The sequence below is a fragment of the Planktothrix tepida PCC 9214 genome, from assembly GCF_900009145.1.
GTDB lineage: Bacteria > Cyanobacteriota > Cyanobacteriia > Cyanobacteriales > Microcoleaceae > Planktothrix > Planktothrix tepida.
Genome location: NZ_LN889812.1, coordinates 579,264 through 600,498, shown reverse-complemented (window position 1 = coordinate 600,498; position 21,235 = coordinate 579,264). Strand labels below are relative to the sequence as shown.

The 21,235-nt window shown below is 39.3% G+C and carries 13 protein-coding genes; 5 read left to right on the top strand and 8 right to left on the bottom strand.

Annotated features, from left to right (window positions below; all coding sequences use genetic code 11):
• Positions 1–166: 166 nt before the first annotated feature.
• The 3 genes from PL9214_RS32790 to grrP all read right to left on the bottom strand — a co-directional run bounded on the left by PL9214_RS32790 (position 167) and on the right by grrP (position 1,754).
• On the bottom strand, positions 167–385 hold the full coding sequence (locus PL9214_RS32790) for a superoxide dismutase family protein (RefSeq protein ID WP_254175459.1): 219 nt from the start codon (positions 383–385) through the stop codon (positions 167–169).
• Entirely contained in the window at positions 364–750 is a 387-nt protein-coding gene (locus PL9214_RS22475) for a superoxide dismutase family protein (protein WP_083580130.1), read from the bottom strand. The genes PL9214_RS32790 and PL9214_RS22475 overlap by 22 nt, the downstream gene beginning before the upstream one ends.
• Positions 751–860: 110 nt before the next feature.
• Complete coding sequence (gene grrP / locus PL9214_RS22470; RefSeq protein ID WP_072721075.1) at positions 861–1,754, bottom strand: extracellular substrate binding-like orphan protein GrrP; 894 nt, start codon at positions 1,752–1,754, stop codon at positions 861–863.
• A 131-nt stretch (positions 1,755–1,885) separates the two neighbouring features.
• On the opposite strand from grrP, the gene grrA reads away from it, so the two are divergent.
• Both grrA and grrM read left to right on the top strand, forming a co-directional pair.
• A complete protein-coding gene (grrA, locus tag PL9214_RS22465) occupies positions 1,886–2,227 on the top strand; it encodes a GrrA/OscA1 family cyclophane-containing rSAM-modified RiPP (RefSeq protein WP_072721074.1) in 342 nt (113 codons plus the stop codon).
• Between the two features lie 85 nt (positions 2,228–2,312).
• A complete protein-coding gene (gene grrM, locus PL9214_RS22460) occupies positions 2,313–3,503 on the top strand; it encodes a cyclophane-forming radical SAM/SPASM peptide maturase GrrM/OscB (RefSeq protein ID WP_072721072.1) in 1,191 nt (396 codons plus the stop codon).
• Between the two features lie 81 nt (positions 3,504–3,584).
• Here grrM and PL9214_RS22455 read toward each other — a convergent pair whose 3' ends face one another.
• Both PL9214_RS22455 and pyrE read right to left on the bottom strand, forming a co-directional pair.
• Positions 3,585–4,184 carry a hypothetical protein gene (locus PL9214_RS22455; RefSeq protein ID WP_245824336.1) on the bottom strand — a complete coding sequence of 200 codons (600 nt, stop codon included), beginning with the start codon at positions 4,182–4,184 and terminating at the stop codon, positions 3,585–3,587.
• The gene (gene pyrE / locus PL9214_RS22450) at positions 4,156–4,782 is read right to left on the bottom strand and encodes an orotate phosphoribosyltransferase (protein ID WP_072721071.1); all 627 of its coding nucleotides are present in this window, start codon (positions 4,780–4,782) and stop codon (positions 4,156–4,158) included. The genes PL9214_RS22455 and pyrE overlap by 29 nt, the downstream gene beginning before the upstream one ends.
• A gap of 153 nt (positions 4,783–4,935) precedes the next feature.
• Between pyrE and PL9214_RS22445 the strand changes: the two genes are divergently transcribed.
• Positions 4,936–13,776, top strand: a complete 8,841-nt coding sequence (locus tag PL9214_RS22445) for a CHAT domain-containing protein (protein ID WP_072721069.1) — start codon at positions 4,936–4,938, stop codon at positions 13,774–13,776.
• Positions 13,777–13,893: 117 nt separating this feature from the next.
• Here the strand turns inward: PL9214_RS22445 and PL9214_RS22440 are convergent, their stop codons facing one another.
• Positions 13,894–16,227: a VIT domain-containing protein gene (locus PL9214_RS22440; RefSeq protein ID WP_072721067.1), complete on the bottom strand. Its 2,334-nt coding sequence runs from the start codon at positions 16,225–16,227 to the stop codon at positions 13,894–13,896.
• 148 nt (positions 16,228–16,375) lie between these two features.
• On the opposite strand from PL9214_RS22440, the gene PL9214_RS22435 reads away from it, so the two are divergent.
• A complete protein-coding gene (locus PL9214_RS22435) occupies positions 16,376–17,170 on the top strand; it encodes a hypothetical protein (protein ID WP_072721065.1) in 795 nt (264 codons plus the stop codon).
• A complete protein-coding gene (locus PL9214_RS22430; protein ID WP_072721063.1) occupies positions 17,170–18,399 on the top strand; it encodes a DNA methyltransferase in 1,230 nt (409 codons plus the stop codon). Before PL9214_RS22435 ends, PL9214_RS22430 begins: the two co-directional genes overlap by 1 nt.
• Positions 18,400–18,556: 157 nt before the next feature.
• Here PL9214_RS22430 and PL9214_RS22425 read toward each other — a convergent pair whose 3' ends face one another.
• Both PL9214_RS22425 and PL9214_RS22420 read right to left on the bottom strand, forming a co-directional pair.
• Positions 18,557–19,477: an NAD(+) kinase gene (locus tag PL9214_RS22425; protein ID WP_072721061.1), complete on the bottom strand. Its 921-nt coding sequence runs from the start codon at positions 19,475–19,477 to the stop codon at positions 18,557–18,559.
• Between the two features lie 152 nt (positions 19,478–19,629).
• Positions 19,630–21,162, bottom strand: coding sequence for a DUF1574 family protein (locus PL9214_RS22420; protein WP_245824335.1), 1,533 nt, complete (start codon positions 21,160–21,162; stop codon positions 19,630–19,632).
• Positions 21,163–21,235 lie beyond the last annotated feature (73 nt).

The window sequence follows — 21,235 nt, the reverse complement described above, 5'->3', positions numbered from 1 at the left end:
CTCGATTCATTGAAGTCACAACAACTGGAGCATCTGATAAAGAAACTGCCAACCCTGATTGAGTAAAAGTTGGCAGACTACACAATAAATAAATTCCAAAAGAATAGGTTAAAACTGGTGTCAAGGAATAAATATTCATCTGCTATTTTTGACCCTAATTAAACAGTTAAGCATTTAACTGAATCACTCCACAGCCTAAACGTCCCCCTCCAGCACCGCCTTTGACTCCAGTTGTACCTTTATCTTCATCAACATGAACAATAAATGCGCTACCATCTTCATCAAATAAACTTAATGGCCCTGGTGATAAACTCACCCGATTTGTGGTGTAAGTTAACACGGCTTTTCCATTCGCATCTGCCACTAAATTGGGTAAATCTCCCATGTGAAACGGATGGTTAGCATCAGGATTTGTTTCTCCAAAAGGCCCTGGATCAAAATGAGACACAAGGCCGCGTTAAAATCCGGTTCACAACTGCCTTTTTGATGAATATGAAACCCGTGTTTTGTATTAGCAGGTAAGCCATTAATTTCGGCTTGAACCCTCACTAACGGTAAAATACTATCGGTTTGAATTTGTGTTAAGGTTACTGTTCCTGATAACTGTGATTCTGAGGTTCCCTGCACAACAGCCTGAGCTTTTAAAGCATTATTCGCTTCCGAACTATTGGGTTGAGTACAACTGACTAGAAATACTAAGGTTAATAAACATCCCCAGAAAAGAGAATTGATCTTTTTTAGGATTGCCATTGGATTTTCTCATCAAGAATAATATTAGTTTATCACATTAAATCTGATTTTTACAAAGGATAGGGGGTAATCCCTATTTAACCCCCTATTAAGTCTTAGGTTTTTCTGTATTATTTACTAATCCGAATTTGTTCTCTGGAGTTAACGACCTCTGTAAAATAGTCTTGAATTAACTTGGGGTCAACAGTTATAATTCCCTGGGGGCCAAACCAACGATTAACAATTTCAACAGAACTCGCTTCTCCATCAAGATAACCTTGCATGAGTCGGATAATTGAATAGTTGACAATATCCAAGAATTTAGAGTTATTTTCAGGAACGATACAGGCAATTCCTTCTCGATTATAAGGTTGATTAACGGTGGTCATAAACGCATTCGGTTGGCTGACAGTTTGACGATATCCTTCTAAAGCAATCATATCGGATGCTAAGGCATCAATACTCCCTGAAGCAACGGCTTTAAATCCTTCTTCCAAGGTAGAAATTGAAACAAATGTTGCATTGGGTTGAACCAATTTAATCACCTGTTCTGCAATCGTTTTAGGTAACACACCAATGCGTTTACCTTGTAAAGATTCGGGAGAACCTAAACTACTTCCTGCTTTTAATAAAAGGGTTGTACCACTTCTGGCTAAAGGTACAGAGAAATCAACAAATAAATCCCGATTCCAAGTAAAACCAACATTACAAGCTAAATCAATTTCTTCCCCCTGCATCTTCGGCATTACGTTTTCAGGGGTGATTGTGACAAAATCAATTTGAATTGAGCGTCCCAATTGTTCTTCAACTCGTGCTTTAATTAAATTCACTAAATCTACCGAATAACCGACTAATTGACCTTTATCATTCACATAAGATAAAGGAACGGCTTCCGTTAAAGTTCCAACGGTTAAAGTTCCTGTCCGCGCCGCCCGTTCTAAAACTGTTTCTGCATGGCTTGTTAAGGAAAAACCCAAAGTTAATCCTAAACTCATTAATACCGTCAACACTGTTTTTTTAATCATGGATACGCCTCAAATTAGGTTAACCTGCTGGATAATAATGGTAAGATTATAGCAAGCTCTTGCAATATGAGATATAATCCTGACAGAAAATAGATTGACCGGAAAATAGAGCACCCAGTAAACACAACGATATGAAAATTCAAACAGCTACCGGATTTGTCGGTTTTATTTTATCTCTTTCAGCTTTAAATGTTGCTGTCGCAGAAGCTAAAACTGCATCTATATCTCCATCTTCTGAACAATCTATGACCACTATTGAACAACGGTTGTCTCGGTTATCGGCTACGGTGAAAGCTCAACAAGAACAACTCTCTGAATCTGCACAATTACCCCCAAATATCGGCATTGGCCTAGGTTGGGCTAATGGTAACGGTCGAGGTTGGGTAAATGGTCGTGGTGGTGGAGGTTGGGTAAATGGTCGTGGTGGTGGAGGTTGGGCTGATGGGGGGGGCGGTTTCTTTAATCGCCGTTAGAGTTTAGGAAATTAGGGCTAGGGTGTTCAATCTTAGCCTGTTTACTGAATTGCGATTGTACTCGGTTTCATTTTATATTTTTGGTATGATTTCCGATTTTAATATTACTGATTTTGGGCCGATTAATTTAGTTGTTCTACAAACAACATCCTTTTGTAATTTAGATTGTGATTATTGTTATTTACCTAATCGAGAACAAAAAAATCAATTATCTTTAGATTTAATTGAGCCGATTTTTAAAACAATTCTAACGAGTCCATTTGTACAGCATGATTTTAGCGTCTGTTGGCACGCGGGAGAACCTCTCGCTGTTCCGATTTCTTTTTATGAAGCAGCTTTTGAATTAATTGCAGAAGCGAATCAAAAGTATAATTCTAAATCCTATAAAATTTGGCAATCTATTCAAACCAATGCCACCTTAATTAATCAAAAATGGTGTGATTTATTTAAAAAACATGATGTGTTAGTTGGAGTGAGTCTTGATGGCCCTGATTTTATCCATGATGCTCATCGTAAAACCCGCAAAGGAACTGGAAGTCATGAAAGTACGATGCGGGGAATTTCACTATTACAAAAAAATGATATTCCGGTTTATATTATTGCTGTCCTCACCGAACAATCTTTAGATTATCCCGATGAAATCTTTAACTTTTTTATCGAAAATAACCTGACTGATGTGGGGTTTAATTTAGAAGAAACAGAAGGGGTTCATCAATCTTCTTCCCTAGCCAACCGAGAACTTGAAAACCGATATAAAGCCTTTATTAAGCGAATCTGGGATTTAACCGCCGAAAACCAAGGACAATTTAAAATCCGAGAATTTGAAAACCTCGGTAGCGTTATTTATAATGATTGTCGTTTAGATAAAACCGATATGAATTCTCCCTTTGTAATTGTCAGTGTTGATTATCAAGGGAATTTTTCAACGTTTGACCCGGAATTATTATCGGTTAAAACCAAAGACTATGGAGATTTTATTTTAGGTCATGTATTAACCGATAGTTTGGAGTCGGTTTGTGAGACAGAAAAATTCCATAAAATTTATCACGATATGAAAGCAGGGGTAGAAAAATGTCGGCAAACCTGTCAATATTTCGGAGTTTGTGGGGGTGGCGCAGGAAGTAACAAATATTGGGAAAATGGAACCTTTACTTCTACAGAAACCCATGCTTGCCGTTATCGAACTCAAATTATTACAGATGTTATTTTAGAGGAATTAGAAAAAATCTATCATATAGCAGGGAACAGGGAACAGGGAACAGGGAACAGGGAATAAAAATTTAGTAGAGACGCGCCATGTAGAGACGCGCCATGTCATACAATTTTCTTGAAGAGAAACAAGGAAACAGCCCTGGGCTTATTTACAAAACTCAAATTGAGCGATTTCTTTGGGTAAAGCTGGAGCATGGGGAACTTTAACTCCTTTGGGTGCTAATATCCCAATTCCGTAAACACAGCCGTCTTTAGCACTACAGGTGGCCATATTGAGATTAAGTTCATAATCTTTGAATTCGGGGGGTTTAAAAGTCATGACCGATAAGGTATCTTTCTCCGACTGTAAAACTTTCCCGTCGAGGGTTTTCACACTTAAATTAACGTCGCTACAATTTTCGTCACAATAGCCAACAAATAAATATTCTATAGAAGGATCAAGCCGCATTGTTAAAGGGGCGTTGGCTTTCGGTGGCCCCTTACGAACAACGGGCCAAAATGCCAATTCATAACCGTCTCTTCCCGCCTCCTTAATCACTTCTTTGAGTTTACAAACCACTGTTTTCTCGTCTGCGGTAAGTTCCTTAGCAACCGCAGCCCCCAGGAACACTGTACCTAACAGCAGCGCAAATCCAGGCCCGATTAAATGTTTGCTATTCATCGATAATTTTTGGGAAGGGATGGTATGTCGCAAAATTAGAAATATCAGGAGGATATCACATTTTTGCTGTGTTGTTGATAGCATTATGGGCTTTTAAGTCATCAATCGTAAATAAGCGATGAAATTCTAAGCCTTCCGCCGCGTAGAGTTCACCTCCTCCCTGTTGTCGGTCTACTAAGGCAATAATATGATTTACCGCATAACCCGCATCTTGGAGGCGTTTAACGGCTTTCATCGCCGACTGTCCCGTTGTCACCACATCTTCTAAAACCACCACTGGAGTTCCGGGGGTTAAGGTTGGCCCCTCAATATAAGCTTGGGTTCCGTGTCCTTTGGCTTCTTTACGAATAATTAAAGCAAAAACGGGTCGGTTTTCATAGGCTGAAACCACACTCACCGCCGAGACAATCGGGTCAGCACCCAGGGTTAATCCGGCGACGGCTTGGGTATTTTCGGGTAACATTGCTAATAATAAACGGCCGATGGCTAAAGCGCCTTGAGGGTGGAGAGTGACTTGTTTACAATTAATATAATAGGAACTCTGTTGACCTGAAGAGAGGACAAAATCTCCTTCTTTGTAGGCTAACTGACACAATAAATCTAGTAGCCATTGTCGCAAAGTGGCTAAGTCTGTTGTGGCGACAGACTCGTTTAAAGTGACTTGCTGTTGTTGTTGATTCATTGATGATGAGAAAGGATTTAGTTCATGATTTTAGTCTACAGGAAAAATGACATCCTTTTATAAAAATTTATGATTTTTGATCAAGATCAATAGTTGCCACTTCCTCCAAATTAGAATAGGATGTATCCAGGTTTCTCTGGATTGGCTTAAGATATGACTCGCAAACAAACGGGTGGCTTCAACTTGCAACTATTCCAGCGAATTCCGGTTTTGTTCACGACCCGGATTATTTTTCCTGCAACCCTCTTCATTTGCCTATTTCCTTCTACGATAACAGCCCAAATTATTCCCGCCCAGGATGGAACCGGAACCCAAGTTACGCCTCAAGGAAATCAGTTTAATATTAATGGGGGCCGTTTATCGGGAGACGGTGCAAATTTATTTCATAGTTTTGAAAAGTTGGGATTATCTCAAGGAGAAATTCTCAATTTTATTTCTAATCCTACGATTCAAAATATCTTAGGACGAGTCACCGGGGGAGACGCTTCTTTTATTAATGGGTTAATTCAAGTAACTGGCGGAAATTCTAACCTATTTTTAATCAATCCTGCCGGAATTGTCTTTGGGGAAAACGCCAGTTTAAATATTCCTGCTGCTTTTACCGCAACAACAGCAAGCTCTATTGGATTTGGGAATCAGAATTGGTTTCAAGCATTAGGGGAAAATCAATGGCAAACTTTAGTTGGAACTCCTAGGGATTTTGTCTTTAATTCTGGAAATCCAGGGAGTTTAGTTAATTTAGGAAATCTCACCGTTTCCCCCGGAGAAAATATTACCTTATTAGCGGGAACGGTTCTCAATACCGGAACAATATCCGCACCAGGGGGAGAAATTACCATTGCTGCGGTGAGGGGGGAAAATTTAGTTAGAATTTCCCAAGATGGACATTTATTAAATTTAGAATTAACCTCAGATATTCCTCAAAATTCCCCCGGTTTTACTCCGCTATCCTTACCCGAATTATTAACGGGAGGAAACTCAGGAAATGCTAATCAAGTAAAAGTCAATGAACAGGGACAGGTGATTTTAACGGCTTCGGGGGTTGCGGTTCCTACTGAACCCGGAACTACTATTTTGTCAGGAAGAATTGATGTGAGTTCTCCCACCCAAACCGGGGGAAATCTTCAATTAGCGGGAGAAAAAATCGGACTAATTAATAGTATCTTAGACGCATCGGGGTTAACCGGAGGAGGTACAATTTTAATTGGGGGAGACTATAAAGGATTAGGTGATTTCCCCACATCTGCAAAAACCTTTATTAGTTCCGATTCTTTTATCAATGCAAATGCTTTAGAAACAGGAAATGGCGGTAAAGTTATTGTTTGGTCTGAAGATTTAACTCAAGTTTATGGTTTAATTCAAGTTCGGGGGGGAACACAAAATGGCAATGGCGGATTTGTTGAAACCAGTAGTCGCGGTATTTTAGACATTAACACAACACCCGATATTGCAGCACCATTCGGGTTAGGAGGAACGTGGTTACTTGACCCGAATAATATTGATATTGTCGATGATACCGGGGGAAATACAAACATAAATGCAAATCCTTTACCACCCAATGACTTATTATTTAATACCAGTAATGATAATGCTCGGTTAAGCGTATTTCTATTACAGTCTGCCTTAAGCGAAGGAAATGTTGTTGTAGAAACGGGAGATGTGGGCAACAATTCCCAAGAGGGAAATATTACGTTTCAGACTTCCTTAAATTTTAATGGTATCGGTGGAGAACGAAGTTTAACGTTAAATGCAGCCGGAAATATTATTTTAGACGGACAAACAATTACTGATAGTAATCCCGGTGATGTTGATCAATTAAGCCTTAATTTTAATGCAGATTTTGATAATAATAATAATGGTTCTGTTTTTATTCGGAATGCTATAATTGATACAAACGGAGGAGATTTCACCGCAACAGGTCGAGGAAATCCTACGTTTCGGTCTGGAGTTTTGATAGATAATAGTCAACTGAATACCCTGGGAGGAAATATTAACCTTGAGGGAATTGCCGTTGATAACTTACCCTTTAATCATGGGATTTTATTAACCAATAGTAGCTTAAATTCTGCCAATGGAAATGTTACCTTAACGGGAACCAGTGGCGCACAAACTGATACCAATATGGGGGTATGGTTACAACAATCTACCATTAATTCAGACGCAGGCAATATTAATATTATTGGGAATAGTCAAGGCAGTCAAACCAATAATATTGGAATTTTACTCGATAATAATTCTACCTTACAAAGTACAACAGGAAATATTAGCTTAATCGGAAGTAGTGACAATGGCTTAAATAGTTTTGGGGTTAATTTAAACCAAAGCCAGATTTTAACCGTTGATGGCACTATTCAACTGACAGGAACTACCGCCGGAAGTGATGGGAGTGTGGGAATTTATGTCAGTGAGAGTAATATTGCTTCAACGGGAACCGGAATTATTGATTTGCGCGGCAATAATAACGCTACGGGGGATAATAATGATGGAATTTCTATATTAAATAACGGACTTATTTTTTCGGCTGGAACTGGAAGAATTAATCTATCCGGGGTGAGTGGTGAGGGGAATAATAGCGAGGGAATTTTTATTGCTAATGGACAAATACAAACTCTGGATGGAGATGTTTCAATTCAGGGTTTAGGACGAGGTGCAAATACAAGTCCGGGGATTTTTATTGGGGGGGGAGGTGAAATTATTTCTAGTGGAATTGGTAATATTAGTTTAGATGGATTAAGTAATGCCACAGGGAGTGGGAGTCATGGGATTTCCTTATTTGGAGATGCAAACCTTAGCGCAAAAACAACAGGAAATATTACCTTAATTGGAAGTAGTAGTCCTACCACCAATAGTCAAGGTATTTTTATTCTCGATAACCCTATTCTTCAGGTTAGTAACGGAAATCTCAATTTAACAGGAGTGAGTACAGCACCGTTTAACGGACAGGGTATTTTATTAGGAAATAGTTTGCTAACTTCATCAGGAACAGGAACCATTAATTTAAGTGGAACTGGGAATGGCACTGGGGGAGATAGTAATGGCATTCTTTTAATTAATGCGGCACAAATTAATAGTTTAAGCAGTGGGGATATTAATGTACAAGGTCGTGGTGCTGCGGTTCCCGATAGTGAAGGGATAGGAATTTTTCAGGGTAGTCAAATTCAAACCAATACGGGGTCAATTTTAATCGATGGGGTGAATAATGGTGAGAATACCAGCAGTGTTATTATTGGAGATAATACCCCCATTACAACCACAGGTTCAGGAAGGATTACTATATCAGGAAATCAGGATTTATTCATCAGTTCCTTAACCAATTCAGGGGGTGCAATTAATCTCAGCAGTAGTGGAGGAAATATTAATAGTAGTTCTGGAACTCTGGATAGTAGTTCGGCTGTTGGGAATGGGGGAACTGTTACTATTGATGCGGCGGGTAATATTACTATTGCGAGTATTAATTCCAGCACAACTGCAAATTCTGGTAATACTCAAGCGGGAAGTGTCACCCTAACTTCTGCGAATAATACGGTAACAATTACTAATAATATTAATGCTTCAGCAACCACAGGTCAAGGCAATAATATTACGATTTCTGCACCTGTTCAACTGACCCAACCCACCACTACTTTGAATACTGTAGGGAGTACCAGTAGTGGAAATATTATTTTTAATAATACTGTTAATGGAACTACACCGGGAAGCAATAGTTTAATTCTGCAAGCGGGAACGGGAACGGTCAGTTTTAATGATAGTGTGGGGAATATAAACCCCCTGAATGGTTTAACGATAACGGGGGGTAATATTAATAGTATCGCACCGATTAATATTGCTACTTCTGGATTAACCATTAATGCCAGTGGAGCGGTTAATTTAGCTGATATTTTAGCGAATAATGGCGGAATTGTCAATATTTTAGCAACGGAAAATATTACAACTCAGGATATTATTACTGAGGGTGAAACCATTACGTTAACCAGTAGTAACGGTGACATTAATACCCAAAACGGGATTTTAGAGAGTGGGTCTAGTAATAATAATGGCGGGAACCAAATTATCAACGCATCGGGAACGGTTACGTTAGGAGAAATTAATACCAGTACCACCTCTAGTTCGAGTAATAGTCAAGGGGGAACTCTGGATATTACATCGGGAAATAATACCATTAGTTTAACCGGAGATATTAATACTTCTGCAACCCAAGGTCAGGGAAGTGACATTAATTTTAATGCTAATGTTGTTATTCCGCAGGATAACGTAACGATAACAACAACGGGAAACAATAGTAGTGGTAATGTCACCTTTAATGGAACCGTAAATGGGGGTCGTGGTAATAATAGTTTAACCCTAGAAACGGGAGAAGGAGATGTTAATTTTAATCAAGCGGTCGGCGATAACGTTCCTCTACAAACTTTAACGATAAATAGCGGAACTGTTGTTACTCAGTCCCCGGTTAATATTGAGAATGGCGGAATTAATATTACCGCAACGGAAGATGTTACCTTTAACGATACGGTGACAACGAATAATAATAGTCCCGTAGATGTTATCGCCGAGGGAGACATTACCACAACGGATATTATTAGTAATGGAGAACGAATTGCGCTCACCAGTAATACGGGAAATATTAATACAACGGCGGGTATTCTTAATAGTAGTTCTACCACCGAAGATGGGGGAGAAATTAACCTGAATGCGGCTCAAAATTTAACCGTTGGTGAAATAACAACCCGAACTGAATCTAATTTAGGAACTTCTCAAGCTGGAACCTTGACTCTCGCCGGAAATAGTATCACGTTAACCAATAATATTGATACGTCTGCGACTATTGGGTCGGGTAATAATATTACGTTTAATTCTCCGGTTATTTTAGATGGGGATACCGTTACTTTAACCACATCGGGAACCGCAGGAAGTGGAGATGTTACTTTTAATAATACCGTTGATAGTAATACACCAGGAAATTCTAATTTAACCATTCAAGCCGGGACGGGAACGGTTAGCGTTAATGAAACAATAGGTGGAACGAATACCCTGAATGGGTTAACTGTTAATAGTGGAGATATGAATAGTAATGCTGCTATTACTGTTGACGCAGGAGGGGTTAATCTTAATAGTAGTGGAAGTGTTAATTTAACTGCACCTATCACCACAAGCCAAACCGGAACGATTAATATTAATGCTGAAAATAATATTACTACGGCTGACCTAACTACCCAAGGTCAAGATATTAACCTCAATAGTAATACCGGAAATATTGATAGCAGTTTAGGAACCTTAAATACCAGTTCAACGAATAGCGATGGTGGTGATATTAATATGACGACAAGTACAGACGCGCCATGGCGCGTCTCTGTCGGTGAAATTAACACCAGTACCCAAACCAACCAAGCGGGAACCCTAAATGTTAGTGGTGAAACTATTGCGTTAACCGGAAATATTAATACCTCTGGAAATAACGGAACTGGGAGTAATGTAACCTTTAATAACCCCGTTGAAGTTACTCAACCTGTTAATATCAATACTTCTGGAACATCGGGAAGTGGGAATATTACCTTTAACAATACGGTTAATAGTATTCCTGCTGATAATAACGGTTTAACATTGCAAGCGGGAACCGGAAATATCCAATTTAATAATAGCGTAACCGTTGGCGGATTAGATATTACGGCTGGAACCGTTAATAGTACCTCTCCCATTACCGTTAATACCGGAGATTTTATCATTAATTCCAGTGATACTGTCACCCTTCCCCAAGATATTACCACCACAAATAGCAGTGAAATTCAAATTACCGCAACTAATAATATTGTAACGGGGAATATCACCACCAACGGTCAACCTATTACCCTCAATAGTTCCAACGGAAATATTACAACAAACCCCGGAACTCTCAATACCAGTTCCGAAAATAATGGCGGTGCTATTACTATTAATACCCCAGGAACTCTCAACTTAGGCGGCGTTAATACCAGTACCAATAACGGTCAAGCCGGAACCCTCACCCTGAATACTCAAAATAATCCAATTATTTTAAATAGCGATATCAATACCTCTGCAAATAATGGGGTTGGAAGTCAACAACAATATAATAGTCCCGTTCAACTCGTATCCCCCAATATTACCCTAACTTCATCTGGTAGTAATAGCAGTGGAAATATTAGTTTTAATTTTCCGGTCAATGGGAATAGCAATTTAACCGTTAACGCTGGAAGTGGTAATCTTACGTTCTCAACGGTTGGTGATAGTAACCCCCTCTCTAGTTTACAAGTCAATACTACTGGACTAACAACCCTACAAGGCAATTTAACGGCTAATAATAGTGTTGATTTTAGTAATGCTTCAGGAGGAACCCAACTCGCCAATAATATCAGTATTAATACCGCCGCCAATAATGGCGATATTCTATTTAATAATAGTCCGATAACAGGTTCCCAAACCCTAACTCTTAATGCAGGAAGTGGAACTGTTTCTCTGAATACCGTTGGTAATAATAATAACCCCGTAAGCGGATTAATTTTCCAACAAGCAAACGCCGTTAACCTGTTTGGCGATATCTACACCAGCAGTGGACTCGATTTCTCTTCCGTAAATACCGCAAACGTTGCTGGAAATCAAGTTACATTAAACACCAGTATTGGTAACGGGGCGATTAACTTCCTCGGCTCAACCCTAACAGGTCAAGGAAATTTAACCCTCGATGCCGGAAACAATGATGTAAATTTAGATACCTTTAATTCCGAAGCACCCCTCAACGGTTTAGGCATTACCGCCAGAACCGTCCAAGCCAATGCTCCCATTACCGTAGGGTCAGGGGGACTTAATATTAATGCGAGTAATATTGTTACCCTAACGGGCAATATCCTCAGTAATAGTACGGTTGCAATTACAGCCACTAACGACATTAATACCCGTGACATTACGGCTTCTCAGGGTATCATATTTAACAGTCGCAACGGAAATATTACGGTTAATTCTCTCAACACTTCATCCCCCAATGCTAACGCTGGGGAGATCACCTTAAATACCCCTCAAGGGAATATTACCACCAACAGCCTGAATAGTTCATCTCCCAATAGTCAGGGTGGGGAGATCTCCCTAAGTAGCCCTATTGGAACTGTTACAACGGGAAATATACTGACATCAGGCTTAACTGGCGGTAACATTAGTGTCAATGCACAAACCAGTATTACGACCGGACAAATAAACACCCAAGGCCAAACCCAAGGAGGTAACGTCTTCCTCGACCCCATCAACGATGTCCAGGTTGAATATATTAATGCAGAATCCCCCAATGGTCGTGGTGGTAACGTTTTTGTTGAATCAACGCAAGGCTACTTCCGTGCTACTGGTTCCTTCCCCACCTTATTTTCCCCAACGGGAACCGCCAGTATCTCCACTGCTGGTCGTTTGGGTAGCGGTTCGATCACTATTCGCCATGCTGGCGGGCCACTCAATCCCCCCGTCGCCTCCTTTGAAATCAAAGGTAACTTAACTATCAATGGAACCACCGCCACGATTACAACGGGTGATTTTAGCATTCTTCCCCCGCAAAGCTTTGAGGGTTCATTTACATTAGGAAATATTGCGATTCAAACCGATGACGCGCCGAATATTCCTCCCAGTCAAAATCCCACCCAGGGGAATACCGGAGTTATTATTCAACAAAATATATCAATTCCTCCTAATCAAGAGGAACAACAAGATGAAATTACTTCTGAATTTATTAATAATCCGACTAATTCTTTTCTTCCGCAAGAACTGTTATCAACCACAGAAATTGCCTTTCAATCCAATAATTTAGATTCTAGTATTCTCCTGCTAGAACAATTTAGAAATCAAGAATTTGAACAATATTTAGGAGTGAAATCCACTTTATTAGACCGTTTAGAAGTTCAACAACGCTTAAAAGAATTGGAACTAAAAACCCAACAAGTTTATGCGATTGTTTATATGGTTTCCCGTGAAGACCAATTAGAAATTATTGTGGTTCCTTCCTCCGGTGAACCGTTGCGACATAGTGTTCCTGAAGCGACACGAGAAAAATTATTTCCTGTTGTTCGAGAACTCCAAACCGAAATTACTAACCCCCGAAAACGTAATACTGTGAGTTATCAAGCTCCGGCTCAACAACTTTATGAATGGATGATTCAACCCATAGCAGACGATTTACAAAAATTAGGGGTTTCTACAATTCTTTTTTCCCTCGACCCCGGTTTACGCAGTTTACCCATCGCAGCATTATGGGATGGTCAGCAATTTTTAATCGAAAAATATGCGATTAGTTTAATTCCTAGTACCAGTTTAATTGACTTTCGATATCAACCCATTGGTGAAGCCGAAGTCTTAGCAATGGGAGCGAGTCAATTTCAACAACAAAATCCTTTACCTGCGGTTCCCGTCGAATTAGAAAATATTATTGATATTTGGCCCGGTGAAGAATTTTTAAACGAAAGATTCACCCTCGAAAATTTGAAATCCCAACGTCGCTTATCTAATTTTGACGTGATTCATTTAGCCACTCACGCTGATTTTAAAGCGGGATCTCCCAGTAATTCTTATATTCAATTATGGGATGAAAAATTACCCCTAACAGAATTACCCAGCTTAAATTTAGATAATCCAACGGTAGAATTGTTAACTTTAAGTGCTTGTCGAACCGCTTTAGGAGATCGACGTTCAGAATTAGGATTTGCGGGGTTAGCAGTGCAAGCCGGGGTTAAATCAGCTTTAGCCAGTTTATGGTATGTGAGCGACCAAGGAACGTTAGCATTAATGAGTGAATTTTATCAAGATTTAAAACAAGCTCCCATTAAAGCCATTGCGTTACAAACTGCCCAAATTGATATGATTCAAGAAAAAACTCGCCTCGAAAATGATCAATTAATTACCAGCTTTGGCACAATTCCTCTCCCTCCTGATCTCGCAGGAACAAATATTACCAGCCTATCCCATCCCTATTATTGGTCAGGATTTACAATGATTGGAAGTCCTTGGTAATCAGTTATCAGTTATCAGTTATCAGTTTTTAGTTGGGTAGTGTGAGCGTCCTCGCTCGCTAACAGCCAATAACTAACAACTAACAACCAATAACTAACAAGTAACAGTAGTCAATTATTAACCATCAATTCTCAACGTTAAAATAACAGTTATGGGGTTAGGTTGAGCGGGTTTCCAAGTTAAGAGCGATCGCCGAATTAATTCAATGATTTTAGCATCTTGAATGGTAGAAGCTTCTTCATCTAAAATCACCTGTTTAACTCGTCCTTTATGAATCTTTAACTCAAACACTAAATCACCCTTAATTCCCGTTGGAATTTTAATTGATTGTAAATGTTGAGTTAAAAAAGCGATCGCTTCTTCATCTAATCCCGTCGCGCTCACTATCTCTAAAGCCGTTAAAATAGGAGATGGAGGTTCAAATTCTGAAAATACGCCTTCCGCTTCCGCGAAAAAAGCATTCATCTCTGTTGGCTCTGAAAACGCCAAACTATTATTCATCTTGGGGCTTTGCGCTTTCATCATTCGAGGCATCATAGAACGGCTCGCTCTCGCTGGAGCAGAGGGAGCCTGTAACGCAGAACCATAGCCATAAATCGCCTCATAATTGACTGCTTCCGGCATTTCCACAGGGACTTGCACCGACACCAACGCTTCACTTGGATTCACCCGCACGTCATCACTCACTGCCACAAACGCGGTATACTGAGATAATAGCTGATAAGTGAGAGCCGTTTCCGTTACCGCCTCTACTCGCGCCTTGGTTTCCCCTTGTACCATCTGATTCATCAATGCCTTAATTCGTGAGCGTCCCCACAATTGAGCAACAGCTGGATTCCCCCCAGATTCAAAATTCAAGTTCAACTGCTGTTGATAAGCAGTGCCACCCGCAGCAGACCCCTGAATCTGCAAAATGCCAGAATTGCTATCCGGTTTCTTGCCAAATAAGACTAAGGGTTGTTCTGCAAACAAATCCGATACTAGGGTGGGATAAATAACAGGTTGTTCTCCCTCTCCTTGCCAAGAAACCTCAATACTGGTTAAAACCGGGTTATTAATCTGAGAAAAAAACTCTTGCACAACGGGTTCTACAGGTTCATCATGGCGAATAATCCGAGAAATCCCTCGCCCCAACTCAGCAATGCGGTTAATCAAAAAGCGATTAACGGAACTTCCCGCCCCAAAACTATGCAGGCGGTTTCCGGGTTTGAGATGTTGTTGTACCTCCGCCAGCACTTGATTTTCATTACCAATATATCCATCAGTCAACAACACCACCGTCCGCAACCGTCCCACATCCGCAACCGGGAAATTTAAAACCGCCTGAATTCCCCGTAATAGTTCCGTGCCTCCATCCGCCTGTAATTGATTAATATACTGCAACGCTTGGGCGCGATTTTGGGGGGTGTTCGCCAAGGGAACCGCAGACAACTGTTGCGTGGTATTGGCAAAATCAATAATACTAAAGGTGTCGTCTGGATTCAAGTGATTAATAAACTGTCGCATCAATTCCTGACATTGCATCAGTGGCATACCCTGTTGAGAACCCGAAGTATCGATGAGAAAAACCACATCTTTCGGAACAATCTGATCCGCAGCATACTCAATAGCAGGAATCAAATAAACTGCGAAATGTCCTCCCCGTTCATCGCTTTGGGTCAAAACCGTTGTTTGGGTGTGTTCTCCAGCCACCTGATACCGCAACATCAAGTCTTTATTGGGGATGGTATCTCCCTGAGCTAAGGTAATTCGGGCATTTTGTCCACTATGGTCAATCTCCAGTTGGTGGGAGGGAGAATTAATCCCCAGAATCGGCACTCCTGCATCAATTTCAACCGTTACATTAATATCATGGCGCGATCGCATCCCCTCCGGCAAAATCGGCGCATTTAAACGAGACGCATTGGGAACTAAATCCGTATCTTGATTTTGGGTTAGGGGTGCGCTGGGATCTTCAATGGCTACCCCCGGAATATAACGGGGGCCAACCACCATTGGAAACACAAATTCATAATTTCCTCCGGTAAATTTCAAGCTATCGGAATAGCAAATAATGACATCAATTTGTTCACCGGGTTTAATATTAGCCAAAGATTGAGTAAAAATATTATCCCGTTCTTGTTCTAACAGTCCGGCGGTGCGTCCTTGTTGTTTCGCCAGTTCATAAATTTGTTGGGCTTCTTCCCGTTTTTTAATGTTACCTTTAATGGTGTGATCGCCAATTTGAATCAACATTTCATCGACAGCGGCTTCATCGGGTAACGGAAAAATATAAACTGCTTCTAAGGTTGTGGTAAAAGTATTTTCAAAACTCTGGGTGACTTCCACCCGTGACAGATTCCCCGCAATTTTAGCACTAACATTCGTATGTTTAAGGGGAAAGGCGATCGGTTCTTCGTTAGGGGTTTGAATATATAACCCACTCGGTTGATTTTTAATAATTTGAGGCATAGGGAGATAACCTCTCGGCTTGTTAACTGTTTCTAGTGTAGCTTTGTTTTTTGGGAAATGCCTCTCTGTTGAGATCTTTGCGACATTATTCTTAATTTACACCTTATTGTATACTCAATTGAGGCAAACTAAATTTATAAAATTTACTGTGACTGACGAAAACCTTTATCTGAAGCGGTTTTTAGATCCCATTAAAGTTTGTAGGCGGTATAAACCTAAATTTGGATTAGGAAATCGAGAAGAAGGATTAGATTTAGCGGGATTTCTATCATTATATGGTTCAGATCCGTTTTATTCTTGGATTGGTCTGAATTCAGATTTAATGTATGCTGCTCATAAAGCTGCGGGAGGAATGACTTCTATTTATCGACAAATTGGGAGAGGTTGTGAAAGTTTATTTCGACAGATTATTATTGATCAAGCCAATTATGATGATCCAAAAGATGTTCTATGGTCTTACACAGTGCAGACAAGAAACAATAAGGAAAGAACGTTATCCTTAGATGCTCGATTAGAATTAACGGCAATTCAAAATTATGATGTTAGAGAAAGAGTCACGCAATGGATAGCAAATTATAGTCAATCTCTGGATGTTCCTGCACCTGCAAATGGAGCCGTATTTGAAGTTCGACAAGGTTATAAAAGTAAAGATAGTAAAAGACAAAATGCTGATATTGATAATATTGCCGTTGCTTGGGCTAATGGATACTTACCTGTATTTGCTATTTTTTCCTCACAAATTGATTCCGATTTAGTCTTAAGATATCGGAATAGCCGAGGAGGAATTATCACCGGAACTTTATTAGGAACTAGCCAAAATTCTCTGTTTGTTTTTTCCAAGAATGTGTTAGGCTATGATTTAGCCGATTTCTTGCACCGAAATTCTTCATTAATTCGAGATGAAATATATACAACGCTAGAAGCTTTATTAAGGGCTGAATAATGTTATCAACTGTAAAACAAAGACCGGAATATACCTTTAAACATAATCAGAATTTAGGACGACACGGATGGTTACGTCTGACTCCTGCCTATGGTGTTAAATTAGTTGAAAAGCTTTTAACTTCTGTTGAACCAGACGCAATGATTCTTGATCCCTTTTCCGGTACAGGAACGACAGGACTTGTAGCGGCAGAACAGGGAAAACAGGCAATTTTATTTGATATTAATCCGTTTTTAGTTTGGTTAGGAACTGCCAAATGTAGAAACTATTCTAAGGCTGAAATAACAGATATCAGGAACAGAATAAAACTTGCTTTTAAGGATTATAAAGCTTTAATTAATCAAGACAATTGGATACCCGCTATATTTAATATTGAAAGATGGTGGTCTAGGCATACCCTAAAATTACTGACAGCTTTGCGAACCGCTTTAGTCAATTATTTTGGTGAACCCGAAAATAATCATTATAGTTTAGTGTGGATTGCTTTTTGCCGTCTGATTATCGAAACTTCTTCCGCCTCGTTTAACCATGTTTCTATGTCATTTCAGGAAACAGTTAACCAGTTTGATATAGAATATACTGAAGACTTATTTCTGACTATTCTTGAGTTTATTTTAAAAACAGCAGAAACCAATATTTCAGGGATGATAACTATTATTGAGACAGATTCTAAAACTCTAATCGGATTAGATCATATTAAAGCTGATCAAGTGATTACTTCACCACCTTATCCTAATCGCATGAGTTATATTCGTGAACTGCGTCCTTATATGTATTGGACTAAGTTTATAACTGAAGCAAAAGAAGCTGGTGAAATTGACTGGTTAACAATTGGGGGAACTTGGGGAATTGCTACCAGTCGTTTAAATTCTTGGCAAATCGAAGAAAAAAATTTACCTAAAGAACTATTTATAACTGTAGATAAAATCAACAAATCTGGGGGTAAAAATGCTGATTTAATGGCTATTTATGTGTTAAAATATTTTCATGATATTCATCTTCATTTATCTTCACTGAGGTCTATTCTTAAAGATCAAGCAAATTTATATTATATTATTGGTAATTCAAATTTTTTTAACAATACTGTTGATACAGCATTAATTTTATCTGAGTCTCTGAAAATTTTAGGTTATAAACAGATCAATTATGAAATTATCAGAAAACGAAATTGTCATAAAGCATTATATGAATATTGTGTTTCTGCAAGTCGAACCGAAAGTAAGACATAAACAGACAAATACGCCTACCTTGACTCACTAGGTTATAGAGTTTAAATGGGTAAAAGCTTAACACCTGTTCAAACTCCCCCAGTTTTTGGTAAAGAATTTTTAAGGTTACGTCTATATCTTCTAAATGTTGACGAGCGCTCATTTGTTTTTTCTAGCTTCAATTCCGATGATTATTAATATGGCGAATTCTTGCCCCAGCCCATTGTAATTTTTCTCTTAAAGTTTGATAAAACGAATAATTCTCACGCAGAATAATAAATTTTGCCTCACAATTTGCCATGGAAACATCCACCCGTTGACCGGGCCAAACCGACGTTGCTAATACCCCATCCATCCAGAGTTTAGTATCATGTTCCGGGTCAGCTAACGGCCAAACACTAACAACTGAACCGGGAGGTAAAACGATGGGACGGCTGGATAAACTTAAGGGGCAAATGGGAGTAACCGTAATAGCTGCCATTCCAGGGTGTAAAATCGGCCCTCCGGCGGATGTATTATAACAAGTGGAACCGCTTGGTGTGCCCACAATTAAACCATCCCCTTGATATTGATCAACAACTTCTCCATCCACTTCCATTTCTAAAAATGATGTAGGCATTCGATAAGCAGAAGCTGGTTTTATACACATTTCATTTAAAGCTAAAAAGCGATCACTAACGGGTTCTAAATTCGTGCGATTTCCTTCATAAACAGTCGCTTGTAACATCACCCGACTTTGCACAGCATAACGATCTTGAAACAATCTATCAATCACGGCTTCTGTATTTTCAACATCTTCAAAATACTCGGTTAAAAATCCTAAATGTCCCCCTATATTAGCGGCTAAAATTGGAATTCCTTCCGGGGCTAAATGTCGAGCGGCGGCTAAGGCTGTTCCATCTCCACCTAATACAATGGCTAAATCGATGGGAATGTTACTAGAAGCGAGAAAAACCGGATAGGGGTTATCTTTAGCACCACTTGGCCCCATTAATACATGACATCCCTGCTTTTCTAAATATTTAGCATATTGTTCCGCCCAGCGTTGGCTTAACGGATCTCTAGCTTTATGCGCGATAATAACCTGTTTAATTTCCACGACGCTATCCCATTTTTGCTCAAAGTCTTGTTATTATTATCCCTGATCGATTACCAAATTTGGATAAATTGATTACACTAGATTGGTAGAGCTAAAATTAAGTTAGGGTTCAACTCAAATCTGCCGAGTTTTTTATTGAATAAACCCGGTTTCTAAGATCTAGCACGGGGCCAAGGAATAGACGGGTTAGCAACAATTGTTTGGGCAACGATACTAGCTCCATAACGGTTTAAATGACTGGGATCTGCAAAATAATTATATTGAGTTAATGCCTTTTCAGATAAATCAATAAAAATAAAACCATACTCTTGAGATAACTGTTGCATTTGTTCTTGAAATTCAACTTCAGCCGACCAGCGAGTGCCATCTAAATAATCATCCGTGAGAGGTAAATTCACAAACACCAATTGAATATTATTAGAACGAACAAAAGCGACAACTGAATCAAACGCTCTCGCTTGTTCTCCTCCTAAATTAAAGGCTCGATAATCTCCATCATAAGCTCCAGAAACATAAGGTTTTTGCTGATAATAGGTCTTGGGGTTAAACCGAATCGATAAAGGTAAAAATCCATTGGCTTCAATGGCATCTAAAGAAACAAGAGTTGCAGAAACATTAAATTCTGAAGGGCGATAGAATAAATTCTGATAGCTAGATAGAGTATTATCATTAGAAATTGCAGCTAAACTAGAATCATAATCTTGAATAAAACTAGAAGTTTCAAACTGAAATTTAGGGTTGTCTTTCAGTTTACAAGAGTTTGGTAATTGATAACATTTGGTTTTAGAATTTGGTTCAGCTTTAGCTAATTGGGGACGAATTCCAGCCGCTATTTTTTGATGGGCTTGTGAAGCCATAATTGCCTCATAGGTGCGATCAATTCGACCACTATTAAACGCCCTCACTCCATCCGCCCAAATAATTAATTTAGGGAGTTGTTCTGGGGTTAAAACTTCTCTTAAAATATAATCGACAACTTGCGCCGTTGCACCATTAACTCCAAAGTTAAAAATCCTTAAATTTTGATATCCTTTTTTAGCTAACGCTTGCTGCATTTGTGCCGGATCAACCCCTTGTAAGGCGCGAGAACTGCCCACAATTAAAATATCAGGTCTACCAACGGTACTCAAATAAGATAAATATAATTGTAATTGTTGATCTAACGGTTCACTATCAAAACTGGGAAACTGAGCAACGGAACCCGAACGTGCGGCTTGCTGTTGAGAATAAGCTAAATTTCGCATATATTCAATCACTTTTTTCTCAGCAAATACTCGTTTAGGACTATTAGCAGGAACCGCTTGCATCCACGCCACCGCTTGTAACCATAACCGGGCGACTTCATCCCATTCTGATTTAGATTTAGCGGTTTGGGCTAAATTAGCAGCTTGCAAAGCAAATTTCATCGATTCATCTAAATGATTTTCTTCAATACAAGTTTGAGATTTAGAAAGAGTTTGATTCGATAAATTTTCCTGTCCCACTAATATTTTGTTGGCATCTAATTTCGGAGAATTGGGAATAATAGAAGCTGCGATCGCAGTCTCAGAAGAAGCAGGAGGTTGAGAAGATTGTTTCAATGATGAACACCCAACCGTTAAGATAATAAAGGGAACTGTAGCGATCATTAAGCTATGTTTACCTTTTGATCGCATCAACAAGTTTAATATAGACAATAGACTCATAGCAATTGTTAGCTAGGCGTAAATAGTTTAGGTTAATCGGGCTTTCTCTGAAATCATTATAAATGAAAAAGTT